Source organism: Niveispirillum irakense DSM 11586 (assembly GCF_000429645.1).
Classification (GTDB): domain Bacteria; phylum Pseudomonadota; class Alphaproteobacteria; order Azospirillales; family Azospirillaceae; genus Niveispirillum; species Niveispirillum irakense.
In genome coordinates, this window is record NZ_KE386933.1 from 295053 (window position 1) to 308487 (window position 13435).

The 13435-nt window shown below is 63.5% G+C and carries 14 protein-coding genes; 10 read left to right on the forward strand and 4 right to left on the reverse strand.

Annotated elements, in window-relative coordinates:
- The 5 genes from G473_RS27170 (at window position 1) to G473_RS0115415 (ending at window position 3093) form a co-directional block, all read left to right on the forward strand.
- Window positions 1-519, forward strand: a complete 519-nt coding sequence (locus G473_RS27170; RefSeq protein WP_051330329.1) for a dihydrofolate reductase — start codon at window positions 1-3, stop codon at window positions 517-519.
- Complete coding sequence (locus G473_RS0115400) at window positions 512-1171, forward strand: aspartyl/asparaginyl beta-hydroxylase domain-containing protein (RefSeq protein WP_029013839.1); 660 nt, start codon at window positions 512-514, stop codon at window positions 1169-1171. The genes G473_RS27170 and G473_RS0115400 overlap by 8 nt, the downstream gene beginning before the upstream one ends.
- Before the next feature lie 42 nt (window positions 1172-1213).
- Window positions 1214-1849, forward strand: a complete 636-nt coding sequence (locus tag G473_RS27175) for an elongation factor P hydroxylase (RefSeq protein WP_051330330.1) — start codon at window positions 1214-1216, stop codon at window positions 1847-1849.
- A 105-nt stretch (window positions 1850-1954) separates the two neighbouring features.
- Entirely contained in the window at window positions 1955-2377 is a 423-nt protein-coding gene (locus tag G473_RS0115410; RefSeq protein WP_029013840.1) for a hypothetical protein, read from the forward strand.
- A gap of 77 nt (window positions 2378-2454) precedes the next feature.
- Window positions 2455-3093 carry a CatA-like O-acetyltransferase gene (locus tag G473_RS0115415; RefSeq protein ID WP_029013841.1) on the forward strand — a complete coding sequence of 213 codons (639 nt, stop codon included), beginning with the start codon at window positions 2455-2457 and terminating at the stop codon, window positions 3091-3093.
- A gap of 148 nt (window positions 3094-3241) precedes the next feature.
- On the opposite strand, the gene G473_RS0115420 is transcribed toward G473_RS0115415, so the two are convergent.
- Together G473_RS0115420 and apbC are read right to left on the reverse strand one after the other, a co-directional pair.
- Window positions 3242-3538, reverse strand: coding sequence for a hypothetical protein (locus G473_RS0115420; RefSeq protein WP_029013842.1), 297 nt, complete (start codon window positions 3536-3538; stop codon window positions 3242-3244).
- A 216-nt stretch (window positions 3539-3754) separates the two neighbouring features.
- Window positions 3755-4921: an iron-sulfur cluster carrier protein ApbC gene (gene apbC, locus G473_RS0115425; RefSeq protein ID WP_029013843.1), complete on the reverse strand. Its 1167-nt coding sequence runs from the start codon at window positions 4919-4921 to the stop codon at window positions 3755-3757.
- Window positions 4922-5095: 174 nt separating this feature from the next.
- On the opposite strand from apbC, the gene hflK reads away from it, so the two are divergent.
- The 4 genes from hflK (at window position 5096) to G473_RS0115445 (ending at window position 9184) form a co-directional block, all read left to right on the forward strand.
- Window positions 5096-6283, forward strand: coding sequence for an FtsH protease activity modulator HflK (hflK, locus tag G473_RS27180; RefSeq protein WP_051330452.1), 1188 nt, complete (start codon window positions 5096-5098; stop codon window positions 6281-6283).
- Between the two features lie 15 nt (window positions 6284-6298).
- A complete protein-coding gene (gene hflC, locus G473_RS0115435; RefSeq protein WP_029013844.1) occupies window positions 6299-7177 on the forward strand; it encodes a protease modulator HflC in 879 nt (292 codons plus the stop codon).
- A 96-nt stretch (window positions 7178-7273) separates the two neighbouring features.
- Window positions 7274-7459, forward strand: coding sequence for a DUF2065 domain-containing protein (locus G473_RS0115440; protein WP_029013845.1), 186 nt, complete (start codon window positions 7274-7276; stop codon window positions 7457-7459).
- Between the two features lie 192 nt (window positions 7460-7651).
- The gene (locus tag G473_RS0115445; protein ID WP_029013846.1) at window positions 7652-9184 is read left to right on the forward strand and encodes a DegQ family serine endoprotease; all 1533 of its coding nucleotides are present in this window, start codon (window positions 7652-7654) and stop codon (window positions 9182-9184) included.
- Between the two features lie 81 nt (window positions 9185-9265).
- Here the strand turns inward: G473_RS0115445 and G473_RS0115450 are convergent, their stop codons facing one another.
- Together G473_RS0115450 and G473_RS0115455 are read right to left on the reverse strand one after the other, a co-directional pair.
- Complete coding sequence (locus G473_RS0115450; RefSeq protein ID WP_029013847.1) at window positions 9266-11593, reverse strand: ATP-dependent helicase; 2328 nt, start codon at window positions 11591-11593, stop codon at window positions 9266-9268.
- A gap of 87 nt (window positions 11594-11680) precedes the next feature.
- Window positions 11681-12727 carry an aspartate-semialdehyde dehydrogenase gene (locus G473_RS0115455; protein WP_051330331.1) on the reverse strand — a complete coding sequence of 349 codons (1047 nt, stop codon included), beginning with the start codon at window positions 12725-12727 and terminating at the stop codon, window positions 11681-11683.
- 332 nt (window positions 12728-13059) lie between these two features.
- Between G473_RS0115455 and G473_RS29405 the strand changes: the two genes are divergently transcribed.
- Window positions 13060-13416, forward strand: a complete 357-nt coding sequence (locus tag G473_RS29405) for a hypothetical protein (protein ID WP_051330332.1) — start codon at window positions 13060-13062, stop codon at window positions 13414-13416.
- Window positions 13417-13435 lie beyond the last annotated feature (19 nt).

Below are 13435 nucleotides of genomic sequence, written 5' to 3' on the forward strand. Positions count from 1 at the left end.
TTGTTGATTACCGTGATCGCTGCCGTCGCCCGCAATGGGGTTATCGGTCATCAGGGCCGGATGCCCTGGAAGCTGCCCAGCGACCTGCGCTTCTTCAAACAGGTGACCATGGGCAAGCCCATGATCCTGGGCCGCAAGACCTGGGACAGTTTTGGCGGCAAGCCGCTGCCCGGCCGGCCGCATATCGTGCTGACGAATGATCGGGCTTTCCAGGCCGAGGGCGCCATTGTGGTCCATGATGTGGAAACCGCCCTGGCAGAAGGAAAGCGCTTGGCCGAAGAGGCCGGCGTGCAGGAAGTGATGGTGATCGGCGGTGCGCAGATTTATGCGATGTTCCTGCCCTTGGCCGACCGTGTCTATCTGACGGAAATCGCGGCCACGCCCGAAGGTGATACCTTCTTCCCCGAATTTGACCGCACCGGTTATCTGGGGGAGGAACTGGGCACCCAGGAGCCGGAAGAAGGTCGCCCGGCCTTCCGGGTCATGCGCTTCCATCGCATGAAGCGGCGCAATGGATGATCTGCTGCCCTGGCAGCGTCTGACGGTCGGCAGCGGCCTGCTGCTGGCCGCCCCATCTGTGATCACGCTTGACCCGGACGAGCTGCGCCGCCAGACCCTGTCGGCCATCGCAGCGACGCCGGAGGCGGAAAAGCACAATTTCGCCGGTGCGCCCGGCGGTTGGACCGCTATTTCCCTGTTAAGCAACCCTGGTGCCTATGGCAGCGGCCATGCCCTGCGGTGCCATCCGGGTCTGGATCACCTGCCGTTGCTGGAACGGTCTGTTCTCTCCCTGTCGGGTCTGGTGCTGGAAGGTGTCCATATCCTGCGCCAGCCGGCGGCGGGCGTGCTGGCTTGGCATTATGATCATCAGGGCTTGCATCTGCCGCTTGCGCGGCTGCTGCTGTCTGTCCAGGTGCCATCGGGGGCTTTCACCTGGATCGGGCATGAAAAACACGCTTTCCCGGCTGGCACATTATGGACGGGCGATTTCTCCCAGCCGCATCAGGTGGAGAATGGCACGGATCAGGACCGGTTGATGATTGCCGTGGATGTCACGGTCAATGATGCGGCACGCGCATTGTTCCCAGCCGCACTCTATGCAGAAGGCGCGAGGCGGCAATACCTGTCGCAGGAAGGGATCAATGCCCTGCTTGCCGCGCGAAGCGGCTAGGATGGGGCTTCCGTCCCTCTGCTGGCATCACCCCATCCTATCATGCAGTTGACCCCTATTCCCGAAACGATCCTGCCCCAGGCCCTGGCAAATGTGCGGGCCAACCTGCCGGCTGGCAGCATGGCGCTGGATGTATTCGACCGGATCGCCGCCACCTGGGCTCTGGTGCCCTTGGGCGTGGATCTGCCGGAACATCGTCAGGCCGGCGTGGACCTTGCCCGCGCCTTCGGCATTGGCACCATCGATGAGGAGCCGGCCCAGGCCTTCTCTTATGATGGTCACAATATCCGCACCCGGTCGGAAGCCTATGTCCTGATCCATGAAGTGGGGCATTGGCTGGTGGCGACGCCAGAGCGGCGTCTTCTGCGGGATTTCGGGCTGGGAGCGGGACCGGAAACCGGGTTGATCGCAGAGGCCAACCAGCATCATGCCGTGGACCTGGAGACGGGGATCGAGGAGGAGGCCCTGGCCTCCCTGATCGGCATCCTCTGGGAAGTGGAACTGGGCCAGCCAGCCATCATGGCGTTCCTGGAACAGAACTGGCTGGAAGGTTGGGAACGCCCGGCCTGTGCCGATAATTTCGTGGCAAACCTTGATCTTCTGCTGGAGCGAGGATTGATCTCGCTGACGGGGAGGCCGGTTCCGCCGGAAATATTTCTGGCGCGGCTGGCAGGCTGAGGGAGACTATGCTGGAAACCGCCCCCTTCTGATCTTCATCAAGGCGGTTTCCCTCTTGCCGTCCCTATGTTGGCCCACCATTGCCCACTATGCCGGAGCCGCACGATGATCCATATCCCCGCTACGGTCGATGATATCCATGTCGATATCGCCGCCGCTCAGGTAAGGCGTTTCGATACGGTGTGGAATGAAGGGGGGCGGGACTGGCGCTGCGCTTATGATTTGCGCGGGACTATCCGGGCCTGTGTCGAAGTCCCGGATCTGGTGGGGGCTACCGCAGAGATCGTCCTGTCGAACCACGCCATGAACAACACGGTGAAATCCTATAACCTCACCGTCCATGGTAATGACGTCGTGCTGTTTGCGATTCATGTCTCAGACCAGATCATCCTGGATCTGGAGAAATATTATCTGGCCCGGCTGGCCAGCACCTTCGATCTGCGCCTGCACCTTGTCTGTTCCGAAGCGCAGGAACGGGTTTTCTCTCCCATCGGGTTGCAATTATCCCCCGTCCTTACCCCCGGTTGACCTGGGGGGCATGGCTTGACCGGATCATGGCGCACGGGCTATCCAGCCCCGCCAGAACCCGATGAAAGGGATGCCCCATGATCGACCGCAGCCGCCAGGTCGCGCTTTTCGGCCAGTATGACCAGCCCGCCGTCAATATCGCGGCAGAGGCGGAATGTGCCGATTATACCGTTGCTGCCAAGCAGGCCGGCATTCCCCCCTTCGCCCTGATGCTGCATGCCGTGGGCCGGGCCAGCATGGAGATCGAGAATTTCCGCCTGCGGGTGCTGGATGGCACCGTCAACCGGGTGGGAAATCTCATGATGTCCTATACGGTTCTGGGCCCGGACGATAATCTGAACTTCTCCAACGTCGCCTTCACCGATGATCTGGGCCGGTTCATTGCCGATTATCTGGCGGATCGGGAGCAGGCGCGCCAGGCGCGGGAGATGCGGCTTCTGCCCATGACCCACCGGGATTATCTTTTCACCACCTGCATGCCCTGGCTGCGCTTTACCTCCATCCAGCATCCCATGGCGCGTTTTGGCGATTGCTCCATCCCCAATATCGCCATCGGCAAATTCACCAGGGCCGGGGGTTTGCTGCGCTTCCCCATCGCGGTCCAGGCCCATCATGGGCTGGTGGATGGCATCCATATCCACCGCTTCATGGCGCGGGTGGAAGAGATTCTGGGTGAGTTGGCGGCCGATCCGGGACGCCTGCCACGGATTGGCTGAGGGCTGATTGCCCCGGGGGGAAGGGTGAGGCTGACGGCCCTTCCTTGCCGGTGCCCAAATAAAAAAAGGCACCCGGTTTTGAGGCCGGGTGCCAGTTGTTCAGCAATCCATACACATACCGCCTACATGGCGACTTGCCACACCGGGTTCAGGGTCGGACTTCCCAGGCGAACTCGACATGGCAAGGGGTGTTCGGCATGGCCGCGATGGGGTTCATCTGCAGCCATGTCCAGAATTCCTTGAACGCCAACTGGGGACGGGCTTGCGCATAAGCGCCAAGATGGTCCGCGACCCGTGCCGATAGCGTACGCGTTACTTCCTCATAAGCGACTTCCGGTACGCCATGGGCGACCTGAACATCACCGGTACGGGGATCGGCAGCCCGGAAGAGATGGGCCCCGTCGCGAAACGCGTATGCAACTTTGATCGGTTCGTCGTGATACATCCTGTCCGCCCTCCAGCGGTGAACGAACGAAATGTATCAAAGTGGGTGCAATTGGGAAAGGAAAAATCCATTGCGCGATACGCAGTGCAGCATTCCGTCATACGGGCGGCTGCATTGCGACAGGGAAATTGGCCCTTTCCGTGACTGGCGCTTCGTGTATGGGCGCCCTATACCCGCGATGATCGATATATCGGTCCGATCATCGCGGGTAAGGCATCAATCGATGGTGATGGAGGGGGCGGTGCGGCGGCTGCCACCGCTGCTGATCTTCTGCCAGACCGTGGCAGCAATCCCGCGATAGACCTTGGCATGCTCGCTGTCCGGCTTTTCCACCACGATGGGCGTGCCGCCATCGCTGGTTTCCCGGATGATGATATCCAGCGGCATCTCGCCCAGGAAATCGACGCCCAGCTTGTCCGCTTCTGCCCTGGCGCCGCCATGGCTGAAAATATCGCTGCGATGGCCGCAATTCGGGCAGCAGAAATAGGACATGTTCTCGATGATGCCCAGCACGGGCACATCGACCCGGCGGAACATGTTCAGGCCCTTACGGGCATCCAGCAGGGCGATGTCCTGCGGGGTGGAGACGATGACGGCGCCGGCCAGCGGCACATTCTGCGCCATGGTCAACTGGGCATCACCGGTGCCGGGCGGCATATCCACCACCAGCACATCCAGTTCCCCCCAGGCGACATCGCGCAGCATCTGCTGGATGGCGCTCATCACCATGGGGCCGCGCCAGATCATGGGCGTATCTTCAGCCACCAGGAAGCCCATGGACATGACCTTGATGCCATATTTCTCCATCGGCTTCAGCACCTTGCCGTCCGGGCTTTCCGGCTTGCCGGCAATGCCCATCATGCGCGGCATGGAAGGGCCATAGATATCCGCATCCAGCAGGCCGACACGCTGGCCATTGGCCGCCAGGGCCAGCGCCAGATTGACGGATGTGGTGGATTTGCCGACCCCGCCCTTGCCCGAGGCCACGGCGATGATGGCGCCCACGCCGGGCACGCCCGCCTTGCCCGCCGGCGCCGGCTTGGCGGCGGGGGCGCCGTGGCTGTGCCCGTGGCCGCCATGATCATGGCTATGGCCCTGGCCCTGCGGGCGATTGCCGGACAGGGTGGGGGCGGGCCGGTGCGCTGTCAGCACGGCGGTGACGGAGGTGACACCGGCCAGCGCATCCACCGCGCGCTCGGCAGCCTGACGCAGCGGTTCCAGCGCCGGGCCCCGCTTGGGGTCCACTTCGATGGAGAAGCCGACATTGCCGCCTTTCACCACCAGGCCGGAGATCATGCCCAGCGCAACGATATCCTTACCCTGGTCCGGGTCGGTGACACCGCGCAAAGCATCAAGAACTTGCGCCTCGGTGAGTATGGCCATGGTTGAAAACCCTGATTGCTTCCCAATATTCGCTATGGTCCGAGGCCCAAAGAGCCTTTCCTGCGAGCCCTGTGATATATACGGTGGCTCCGGGCTGTAAGGAAGGCACGGCCGGCCCTGGGCCGGGATGTGTTTTGGCAGTTTGCAATCCTATTTACCAAAGGGTCGATCAATATGCCCTGGAACAATCAAGGCGGCGGTCAAGGCGGTGGCGGGGGGCCATGGGGGTCACCACCGGGTGGTGGTGGCAATGGCAACAATCCCTGGGGGCGCCCGCCCGGTGGCGGTGGCAATGGCCAGCCCCCCGGTGGCCCCGACCTGGAAGACCTGCTGCGCAAAGGGCAGGAACGCTTCAAGAAGATCGCGCCGGGCGGCTTTGGCGGCGGCCGGGGCATCGCGCTGGGTCTGCTGGTGCTGGTCGGCCTGTGGGGCCTGTCCGGCATTTACCGGGTTGAATCGGATGAACAGGGTGTTGTCCGGCGATTCGGCCAATATGTCCGCACCGAGCAGCCGGGCCTGCGCTATCATCTGCCAGCGCCCATCGAAGTGGCGGAGACGCCCAAGGTCACGCGCGTCAACCGGATGGAGATTGGCTTCCGCTCCAGCGGTGACGGTCGGCGGGCCGGTGGCGACGTGCCGGATGAAAGCCTGATGCTGACCGGCGATGAGAATATCATCGATATCGACTTCACCGTCTTCTGGGTCATCAAGGACGCCGGCAACTATCTGTTCAAGATCCGCGATCCGGAACAGACAGTGAAGAAGGCGGCCGAAAGCGCCATGCGCGAAGTGATCGGCCGCACCGAAATTCAGCCCGCCTTGACCGAAGCCCGCCAGGATATCGAGCAATCGACCAAGACCCTGCTGCAGGCGATGCTGGACGAATACCAGTCCGGTATCGAAATCAGTCAGGTCCAGTTGCAGAAGGTGGACCCGCCGGGCCCGGTGGTCGATGCGTTCAACGATGTGCAGCGCGCCCGGCAGGACCGTGAGCGTCTGCGCAACGAGGCGGAAGCCTACCGCAACGACATCATTCCCCGCGCCCGTGGTGAGGCTGAACAGCTTATCCAGCAGGCTTCCGCCTATCGCGAACAGGTTGTCAGCTTGGCGCAGGGTGATTCGCAGCGCTTCGCCCAGGTTCTGTCCGCCTATACCCAGGCGCCGGAAGTGACGGCGCGCCGCCTGTATCTGGAAACGATGCAGGAAGTGCTGGGCGGCACCAACAAGATCATCATCGATCAGCCGCGGGGCGGTACGGGTGTAATGCCCTTCCTGCCGCTGAACGAGTTGACGCGCCAGTTGCGGGACCAGACGCAGCGCGCGAACGACGGCCAGGGCGGCAGTGCCGCGCCGCGCCAGTAAGGGAGGCATACAGCCATGAGCCGTAAACTTGTCGCCCTCGGCGTCACCGCCGCCATCGCCGCGATTGTCGCGTCCGCGTCGCTGTTCACCGTGAACCAGACCCATCAGGCCCTGGTTCTCCAGTTCGGTGAATGGAAACGCACCATCAAGGAACCGGGCCTGCACGCCAAGATCCCGCTGGTGCAGAATGTGGTGCTGGTCGATGCCCGCGTGCTGGATATCGACCCGCCGGTTGAACAGGTGATCCTGGCCGACCAGAAGCGCCTGGAGGTGGATGCCTTCGCGCGCTATCGCATCGTTGATCCGCTGCAATTCTACCAGTCCGCCGGCAGCGAGATGGTGGTGGAACAGCGCCTGTCCGCCGTGGTCAATTCCGCCCTGCGCCGTGTGCTGGGTAATGTGACCCTGTTGGCCGTGCTGTCCAGCGAACGCGCCAAGGTGATGACCGACATCAAGGCCCAGGTGAACCAGGAGGCCCAGCGCTTCGGGGTGGAGATTGTGGATGTCCGCATCCGCCGCGCCGACCTGCCGGAAGCCACGTCCCAGGCCGTTTATCAGCGCATGCAGTCCGAGCGTGAGCGTGAAGCCCGCGAGGCCCGCGCTCAGGGTAACGAACAGGCCCAGCAGATCCGTTCCCGCGCTGAGCGTGAGCGGACCGTGATCCTGGCCGAAGCCCAGCGTGACAGCCAGGTTCTGCGCGGTGAAGGCGATAACCAAGCAATCCGCATCCTGGCTGAAACCGCGTCGAAGAACCCGGATTTCTATGGCTTCTATCGTTCGCTGGAAGCCTATAAGGCGGCCTTGAAGGGGGACAACACCTCCCTCGTCCTGTCGCCTGACAGCGAGTTCTTCCGCTATTTCGACAGCGTCGGCGGGCCTGCGCCGCGCCGCTGAGCCTTTACCTTCGTACCATTGCCGGCCGGACGGGCGACCGTCCGGCCGGTCGTGTTTTGTACGGGATGATCCCCCTAACCTGATGCCTGTGACAGCGTGACCGACTTTCTCACCGCCCTTGCCCTGGTCTTCGTGATTGAAGGCATTCTCTACGCCATCGCCCCCGGTGCCATGGCCGACATGGCCCGCCGCGCCGCCAGCCAGCCGCCGGAAACCCTGCGCCGCTATGGCCTGATTACGGCCTGTGTCGGGGTTGCGGCCGTCTGGCTGCTGCGCGGCTGATCTCCCCCGGCCACCGCCTCGATTTTCCACGGAGCCACTGCCCGCACCGTGCGAAGGAATGCTTCGCGCGGAACGCTCTACAGCCTATAGTCCTGCTATTGGCGGCCCGGTTGTCGGGCGGGGTCGCCGATGCGCTGCCCGGACGGATGCGATCCGCCGGACGGTGCCGGATGTATGCCCATGGAGATTAACGTGACCCATTCCACACGTTCCCACGGCGCCGCGGAGAAGGCGTCCGCCATGGCCCGGGCCGGGCGCTTCCTGGCGCTGCCGCTGGTGGCGGCCTCGCTGCTGTTCGGCGACGTATCCGTTGCCATGGCCCAGCGCGGCGCACCGGAAAGCTTTGCGCCCCTGGCCGAGAAGACCCTGCCGGCGGTGGTGAACATCTCCACCTCTCAGACGATCCAGTCCAAGCCGGGCGGCCGTACGCCGATTCCGATGCCGGAATTCCCGCCCGGCTCCCCGTTCGAGGAATTCTTCCGCGACTTCTACGAGCGTCAGCAGAATCAGGGCCAGCCGCGCCGGGCGCAGTCGCTGGGCTCCGGCTTCATCATCGACGCGACGGGTTACATCGTCACCAATAACCATGTGATTGATGGCGCGGACGAGATCACGGTCATCTTCCAGGATGCCGATCAGACCGAACTGAAGGCGACGCTGGTCGGCTCCGACAAGGAGACGGATCTGGCGCTGCTGAAGGTGGAGACGAAGAAGAAGCTGACCGCCCTGAAATGGGGCAATAGCGATGATCTGAAGGTCGGCGACTGGGTGGTGGCCATCGGCAACCCGTTCGGCCTGGGCGGCACGGTGACCGCCGGCATCATCTCCGCCCGTGCGCGCGATATCGGTGCCGGCCGTTTTGATGATTTCCTGCAGACCGATGCGGCTATCAATCAGGGCAATTCCGGCGGTCCGCTGGTCAATCTCCAGGGCGATATTGTCGGCATCAACACCGCTATTTTCAGCCGCACCGGCGATTCGGTGGGCATCGGCTTTGCCATTCCGGCCAATATGGCCCGTACGGTGGTGGAACAGTTGCGCAAGGGCGGCAAGGTCCGTCGCGGCTGGCTGGGCGTGCAGATCCAGAGCGTGACGCCCGATATTGCGGAAAGCATGGGCTTGCCCGACGACAAGGGCGCCCTGGTCGGCACCGTCAATGATGCCAGCCCCGCCGCTGCCGCCGGGTTGAAGCCGGGCGACGTGATCCTGACCTTCGACGGCAAGGAAGTGGCCAATAACCGCGCGCTGCCCCGCATGGTGGCGGAAACGGCCGTGGGCAAGAAGGTGCCCGTGGTCATCTCCCGCAAGGGCAGCCGTCAGACCGTGACTGTTACCCTGGCCGAACTGCCTGAGGATATCGTCAATCCCAGCGCTGCGACGGAAGAAGAGGCGCCCAAGGATAGCAAGGCCGGGCAGGTTGACGTCGAAGGGCTGGGCCTGACGGTGGCGGCCATCAGTGCGGACCTGCGCAAGCAATATGGTCTGGCCGATGGCACCAAGGGCGTGGTCATCACCCGCGTGGCGCCGAACAGCACCGCCCAGGCGCGTCAGCTTCGCCCCGGTGACGTGGTGCTGGAAGTCAGCCAGCAGCCCGTTGCCGGCACCGGCGATGTGCAGTCGCTGATCGGCAAGGCCAAGGAAGCCGGACAGAAGGCGGTTCTGCTGTTGGTGGAACGTAAAGGCGACCAGCAGTTCCTGGCCCTGCCGCTGGACGCTGCCAAGTAAGGATAGCGGCCAAGTAAGGATAGGGTGACTGCCCCCTGCGGCCTTTCAAGGCTCAGGGGGCAGCATCCTTACCTGCCCCTCTCAACCCGCCTGATCGGCGGGTACGACGAAACTATCCATCACCTTCTTGATGCCGGCGGCATCGAAGCTGATTTCCAGCTTGTCATTTTCCACCGCCTTGACGGTGCCATAGCCGAATTTGGTGTGGAAAACCCGGTCGCCGGGATTGTAGGGCCGGTTGGGGCGGGATCGCGGCGTGACATCCAGGGCTGTGCCCTCGATCAGCCGGCCGGCACCACGGGAAGGGGCCTGTGCTGCCTTCTGGCCCATGCGGTTGAAGCGGTCGCCAAAGCCGCTGCCACCACCGCCCCAGCCACCGCCGAATCCGCCGCCATAGCCACTCTCACCACGGCCGCCGCCGAAGCCGGCCCCGCCGATGCCGGGGTTATTCTCCGTCTCGACATGCTCTTCGGGCAGTTCCTCGACAAAGCGCGAGGGGATGGCCGTGGCCCAGGTGCCATGGATGCGGCGGTTGGCGGCGTGGCTGATATAAACGCGCTTGCGCCCACGGGTGATCCCGACATAGGCCAGCCGTCGCTCCTCCTCCAGCCCGGCAATGCCATTTTCATCCAGCGTGCGCTGGCTGGGGAACACGCCTTCCTCCCAGCCGGGCAGGAAGACAACATCGAATTCCAGCCCCTTGGCGCCATGCAGGGTCATCAGGGAAATCTGTTCGACATCGGCCCCGGCGGCATTTTCCATCACCAGGGAGACATGTTCCAGGAAGCCGGTCAGATTTTCGAATTCCCCCATCGCGTTGATGAGTTCCTTCAGGTTTTCCAGCCGACCCGGCGCTTCCGGCGTCTTATCCTCCTGCCACATGCGGGTATAGCCGGACTCATCCAGCACCATCTGGGCCAGTTCGGTATGGGGGATGCGGTCGATCAGCCCCCGCCAGCGGAAGAAATCCTGCATCAGCCCGGAGAGGGTTGAGCGCATCTTGGGCTTCAGCTCATCCGTCTGGGACAGTTTCCAGGCGGCTTCCGTCACCGGCACGCCCAGGGTGCGGGCGGCGACATAGAGATTCTGGATCGTTGCCGCCCCGATGCCACGCTTGGGCACATTGACGATGCGTTCGAACGCCAGATCATCCTCCGGGCTGACCAGGACGCGCAGATAGGCCAGCGCATCGCGGATTTCCTGACGTTCATAGAAACGCGGGCCGCCAACGACGCGATAGGGCAGGCCCAGGGTGATGAACCGTTCCTCGAACTCGCGGGTCTGGAAGCCGGCACGCACCAGCACGGCCATCTGGCCCAGGCTGGCGCCCTTGCGCTGCAAGGCTTCCACCTCTTCGCCCACCCACCGGGCTTCCTCCTCCGCGTCCCACAGGCCGCGGACCTTCACCTTTTCTCCGCCATCCGTCTCGGTCCAGAGCTGCTTGCCCAGGCGGCCTTGATTGTGGGCGATGATGCCGTGGGCGGCACCCAGGATATGGGCGGTGGAGCGGTAATTCTGCTCCAGCCGGATCACCTTGGCGCCAGGGAAATCATGCTCAAATCTAAGTATATTTCCAACCTCAGCGCCACGCCAACCGTAGATCGACTGGTCATCATCGCCCACGCAACAGATGTTGCGATGGCTCTGTGCCAGCAGGCGCAGCCAGAGATATTGCGCGACGTTGGTATCCTGATATTCGTCGACCAGAATATAGCGGAAGCGGTTCTGATACTCGATCAGCACATCATTATGCTGCTGGAACAGCGTGATATTGTGCAGCAGCAGATCACCGAAATCGCAGGCGTTCAGCGCTTTCAGCCGGTCCTGATATTGACGGTAGAGCGTCAGGATGCGGCCATTGGCGGCGTCGCCCGCTTCCTCCGGCTTCAGCTTGTCGGGTGTCAGCGCCCGGTCCTTCCAGCGCTCGATGATCGACAGCAGCATCCGCGCCGGCCATTTCTTGGAATCGACATTCTCCGCCTCCATCAACTGCTTCAGCAGGCGGATCTGGTCGTCGGTGTCCAGAATGGTGAAGCTGGGCTTCAGGCCGATCAGTTCGGCATGGCGGCGCAGGATGCGGGCGGCGAGTGAGTGGAAAGTGCCCATCCACCAGCCTTCCGACTGGCTGCCCAGCAGGTTATCCACCCGCTCCCGCATCTCCCGCGCGGCCTTGTTGGTGAAGGTCACGGTCAGCACGTTCCACGGGCTGACGCGGCGGGACAGCAGCAGATGCGCCAGCCGGGTCGTCAGCACGCGGGTCTTGCCCGTGCCGGCACCGGCCAGCACCAGCACCGGCCCGTCCAGCGCCTCCACCGCTTCCCGTTGCACGGGGTTCAACCCCTCAAAATAGGGGCGGTGCAGGGTGGCCGGGGCCGGCGGCGGCGGGGGAGGGGAGAAGAGATCGCTCATGGTAGGGAGAACATATACAGAATTCCCCCGCTTTAGAAGGGGGCGGGCTGATCCTTCACAGTGGTTTCCCGCCCCCTTGCGCCCTCCTTACCGGGCCAGACGTTGCAGAATCTGCACCGCGTTCAGCGCGGCCCCCTTCAGCAACTGGTCGCCCGCCAGGAACAGGGCGATGGAACGGCCGGACGGATCGCCGGCATCGCGGCGGATACGGCCCACCAGCACATCACCCTGGCCGGAAGCCTCGTTCGGCATGGGGAAATGGTTGGCACCCCAATCATCCACCAGCCGCACGCCGGGGGCATCAGCCAGCAGGGCCTTGACCGTTTCCGGCGTCACCACCTCGTCGAACTCCACCGTCACCGCCATGGAATGGGCGCGCAGCACCGGCACGCGCACGCAGGTGATGGAGATGTGGAGATCAGGTCGGGAGAGGATCTTGCGTGTCTCCTCCACCACCTTTTCCTCTTCCCCATTATAGCCGGTATCGGGGTTGATGGCGGCGTCATGGCTGAACAGGTTGAAGGCGTAAGGATGCTTCAGCACGCGCGGGGCATAGGCCTCGCCGGCCAGATAGGCTGCGGTGGAGGCGCGCAATTCCTCCATCGCTGCCGCACCGGCACCGCTGGCGGCCTGATATGTGGCGATATTCAGCCGGCGGATGCGGTGGCGGGCGTTCAGGGCCGCCAGCGGCACGGTAGCGATGATGGCCACGCAATTGGGGTTGGCGATGATGCCGGGCTGGTCCGGAATCGCCTGCGGGTTCACCTCCGGCACCACCAGCGGGATATCGGCATCCATGCGGAAGGCGGAGGAATTGTCGATCACCACGGCACCGGCGGCCACGGCGAGGGGGGCAAATTGCTTGGAAATGCCGCTGCCGGCGGAGAACAGGGCATAGTCGATGCCGGCAAAACTATCCTCGCCCAGCGCCTGCACCGTCAGTTCGCCGCCGGCAAACGGCACCTTCTGCCCGGCGGAGCGGGGGGACGCCAGCAGGCGAACGTCGGACAGGTTCAACCCGCTCTGTTCCAGGCATTGGCGGATTTCCACGCCCACCGCACCGGTGGCGCCCACCACGGCCACGGCAAGGGGGCGGCTGGCGGACGGGTTGTTGTGATTGATGCTGTCACTCATGATGGAACCCTCTCACTCCTCATCTCGGGCAATGCCGGGGGCGGGGTTCCGTGCCTGGTGGCCCCGTCCGTCACCGGCGGGGCGTCTGGCTTATATCGTCAGCGGGTCTGAACCGCGCACAAGCCAAAAGCACCGCCCCGAAGGGTGGTGGTCTTTTTGGTCTTAGTGGTGGTCAGGATCATCGCGGACATAGGCGTGACCATGCCGGTGCGCTGGCGGCTTGTAAAGGCCCGCCGCAATGCAGTGCACGCATGCGGGTGATTGCGTATTTGACCTGACGGTGGGACTATATCGCCAACGGGTGGTCCCGATCCTACAGGTGCGAAGAGAAGATGTCGGTGGAGTTGAACGATCCCAAGACCCTGGAAGCAATCGGGATTTTGGCGGGCGTCCTGGATGATGTGACGGGGCCGGACCGGCTGGAATGCCTGATGGCGGCCAATGCGCTGCGCCAAGTGGTGGAGACGCGGTCGGAAAATGCCCTGAATTTCGCCCGTCAGGCTTTTGAGACGCTGGATGCCGATATCCGCCGCCGGGTGGAGGGGGATGCAACCAGCAGTGCGGTGAAGCTGATGGATCAGGCCCGGCGCAAGCCGAATCCGCGCCTGGTCCGCGCGACGAAGCCGTCTGGCAGCAGCTTCCTGGATGCGCTCAACGCGGGTGGCTTGAAAACCGAACGCAAATGGTGAGCGGGCAGGTGCCCGCCCC

What these genes read in the sequence shown, in the direction of transcription:
- G473_RS0115400 (WP_029013839.1), top strand. Translation starts at nt 512, where the DNA reads ATGGATGATCTGCTGCCCTGGCAGCGTCTGACGGTCGGCAGCGGCCTG.
- G473_RS27175 (WP_051330330.1), top strand. Translation starts at nt 1,214, where the DNA reads ATGCAGTTGACCCCTATTCCCGAAACGATCCTGCCCCAGGCCCTGGCA.
- G473_RS0115410 (WP_029013840.1), top strand. Translation starts at nt 1,955, where the DNA reads ATGATCCATATCCCCGCTACGGTCGATGATATCCATGTCGATATCGCC.
- G473_RS0115415 (WP_029013841.1), top strand. Translation starts at nt 2,455, where the DNA reads ATGATCGACCGCAGCCGCCAGGTCGCGCTTTTCGGCCAGTATGACCAG.
- G473_RS0115420 (WP_029013842.1), bottom strand. Translation starts at nt 3,538, where the DNA reads ATGTATCACGACGAACCGATCAAAGTTGCATACGCGTTTCGCGACGGG.
- apbC (WP_029013843.1), bottom strand. Translation starts at nt 4,921, where the DNA reads ATGGCCATACTCACCGAGGCGCAAGTTCTTGATGCTTTGCGCGGTGTC.
- hflK (WP_051330452.1), top strand. Translation starts at nt 5,096, where the DNA reads ATGCCCTGGAACAATCAAGGCGGCGGTCAAGGCGGTGGCGGGGGGCCA.
- hflC (WP_029013844.1), top strand. Translation starts at nt 6,299, where the DNA reads ATGAGCCGTAAACTTGTCGCCCTCGGCGTCACCGCCGCCATCGCCGCG.
- G473_RS0115450 (WP_029013847.1), bottom strand. Translation starts at nt 11,593, where the DNA reads ATGAGCGATCTCTTCTCCCCTCCCCCGCCGCCGCCGGCCCCGGCCACC.
- G473_RS0115455 (WP_051330331.1), bottom strand. Translation starts at nt 12,727, where the DNA reads ATGAGTGACAGCATCAATCACAACAACCCGTCCGCCAGCCGCCCCCTT.
- G473_RS29405 (WP_051330332.1), top strand. Translation starts at nt 13,060, where the DNA reads ATGTCGGTGGAGTTGAACGATCCCAAGACCCTGGAAGCAATCGGGATT.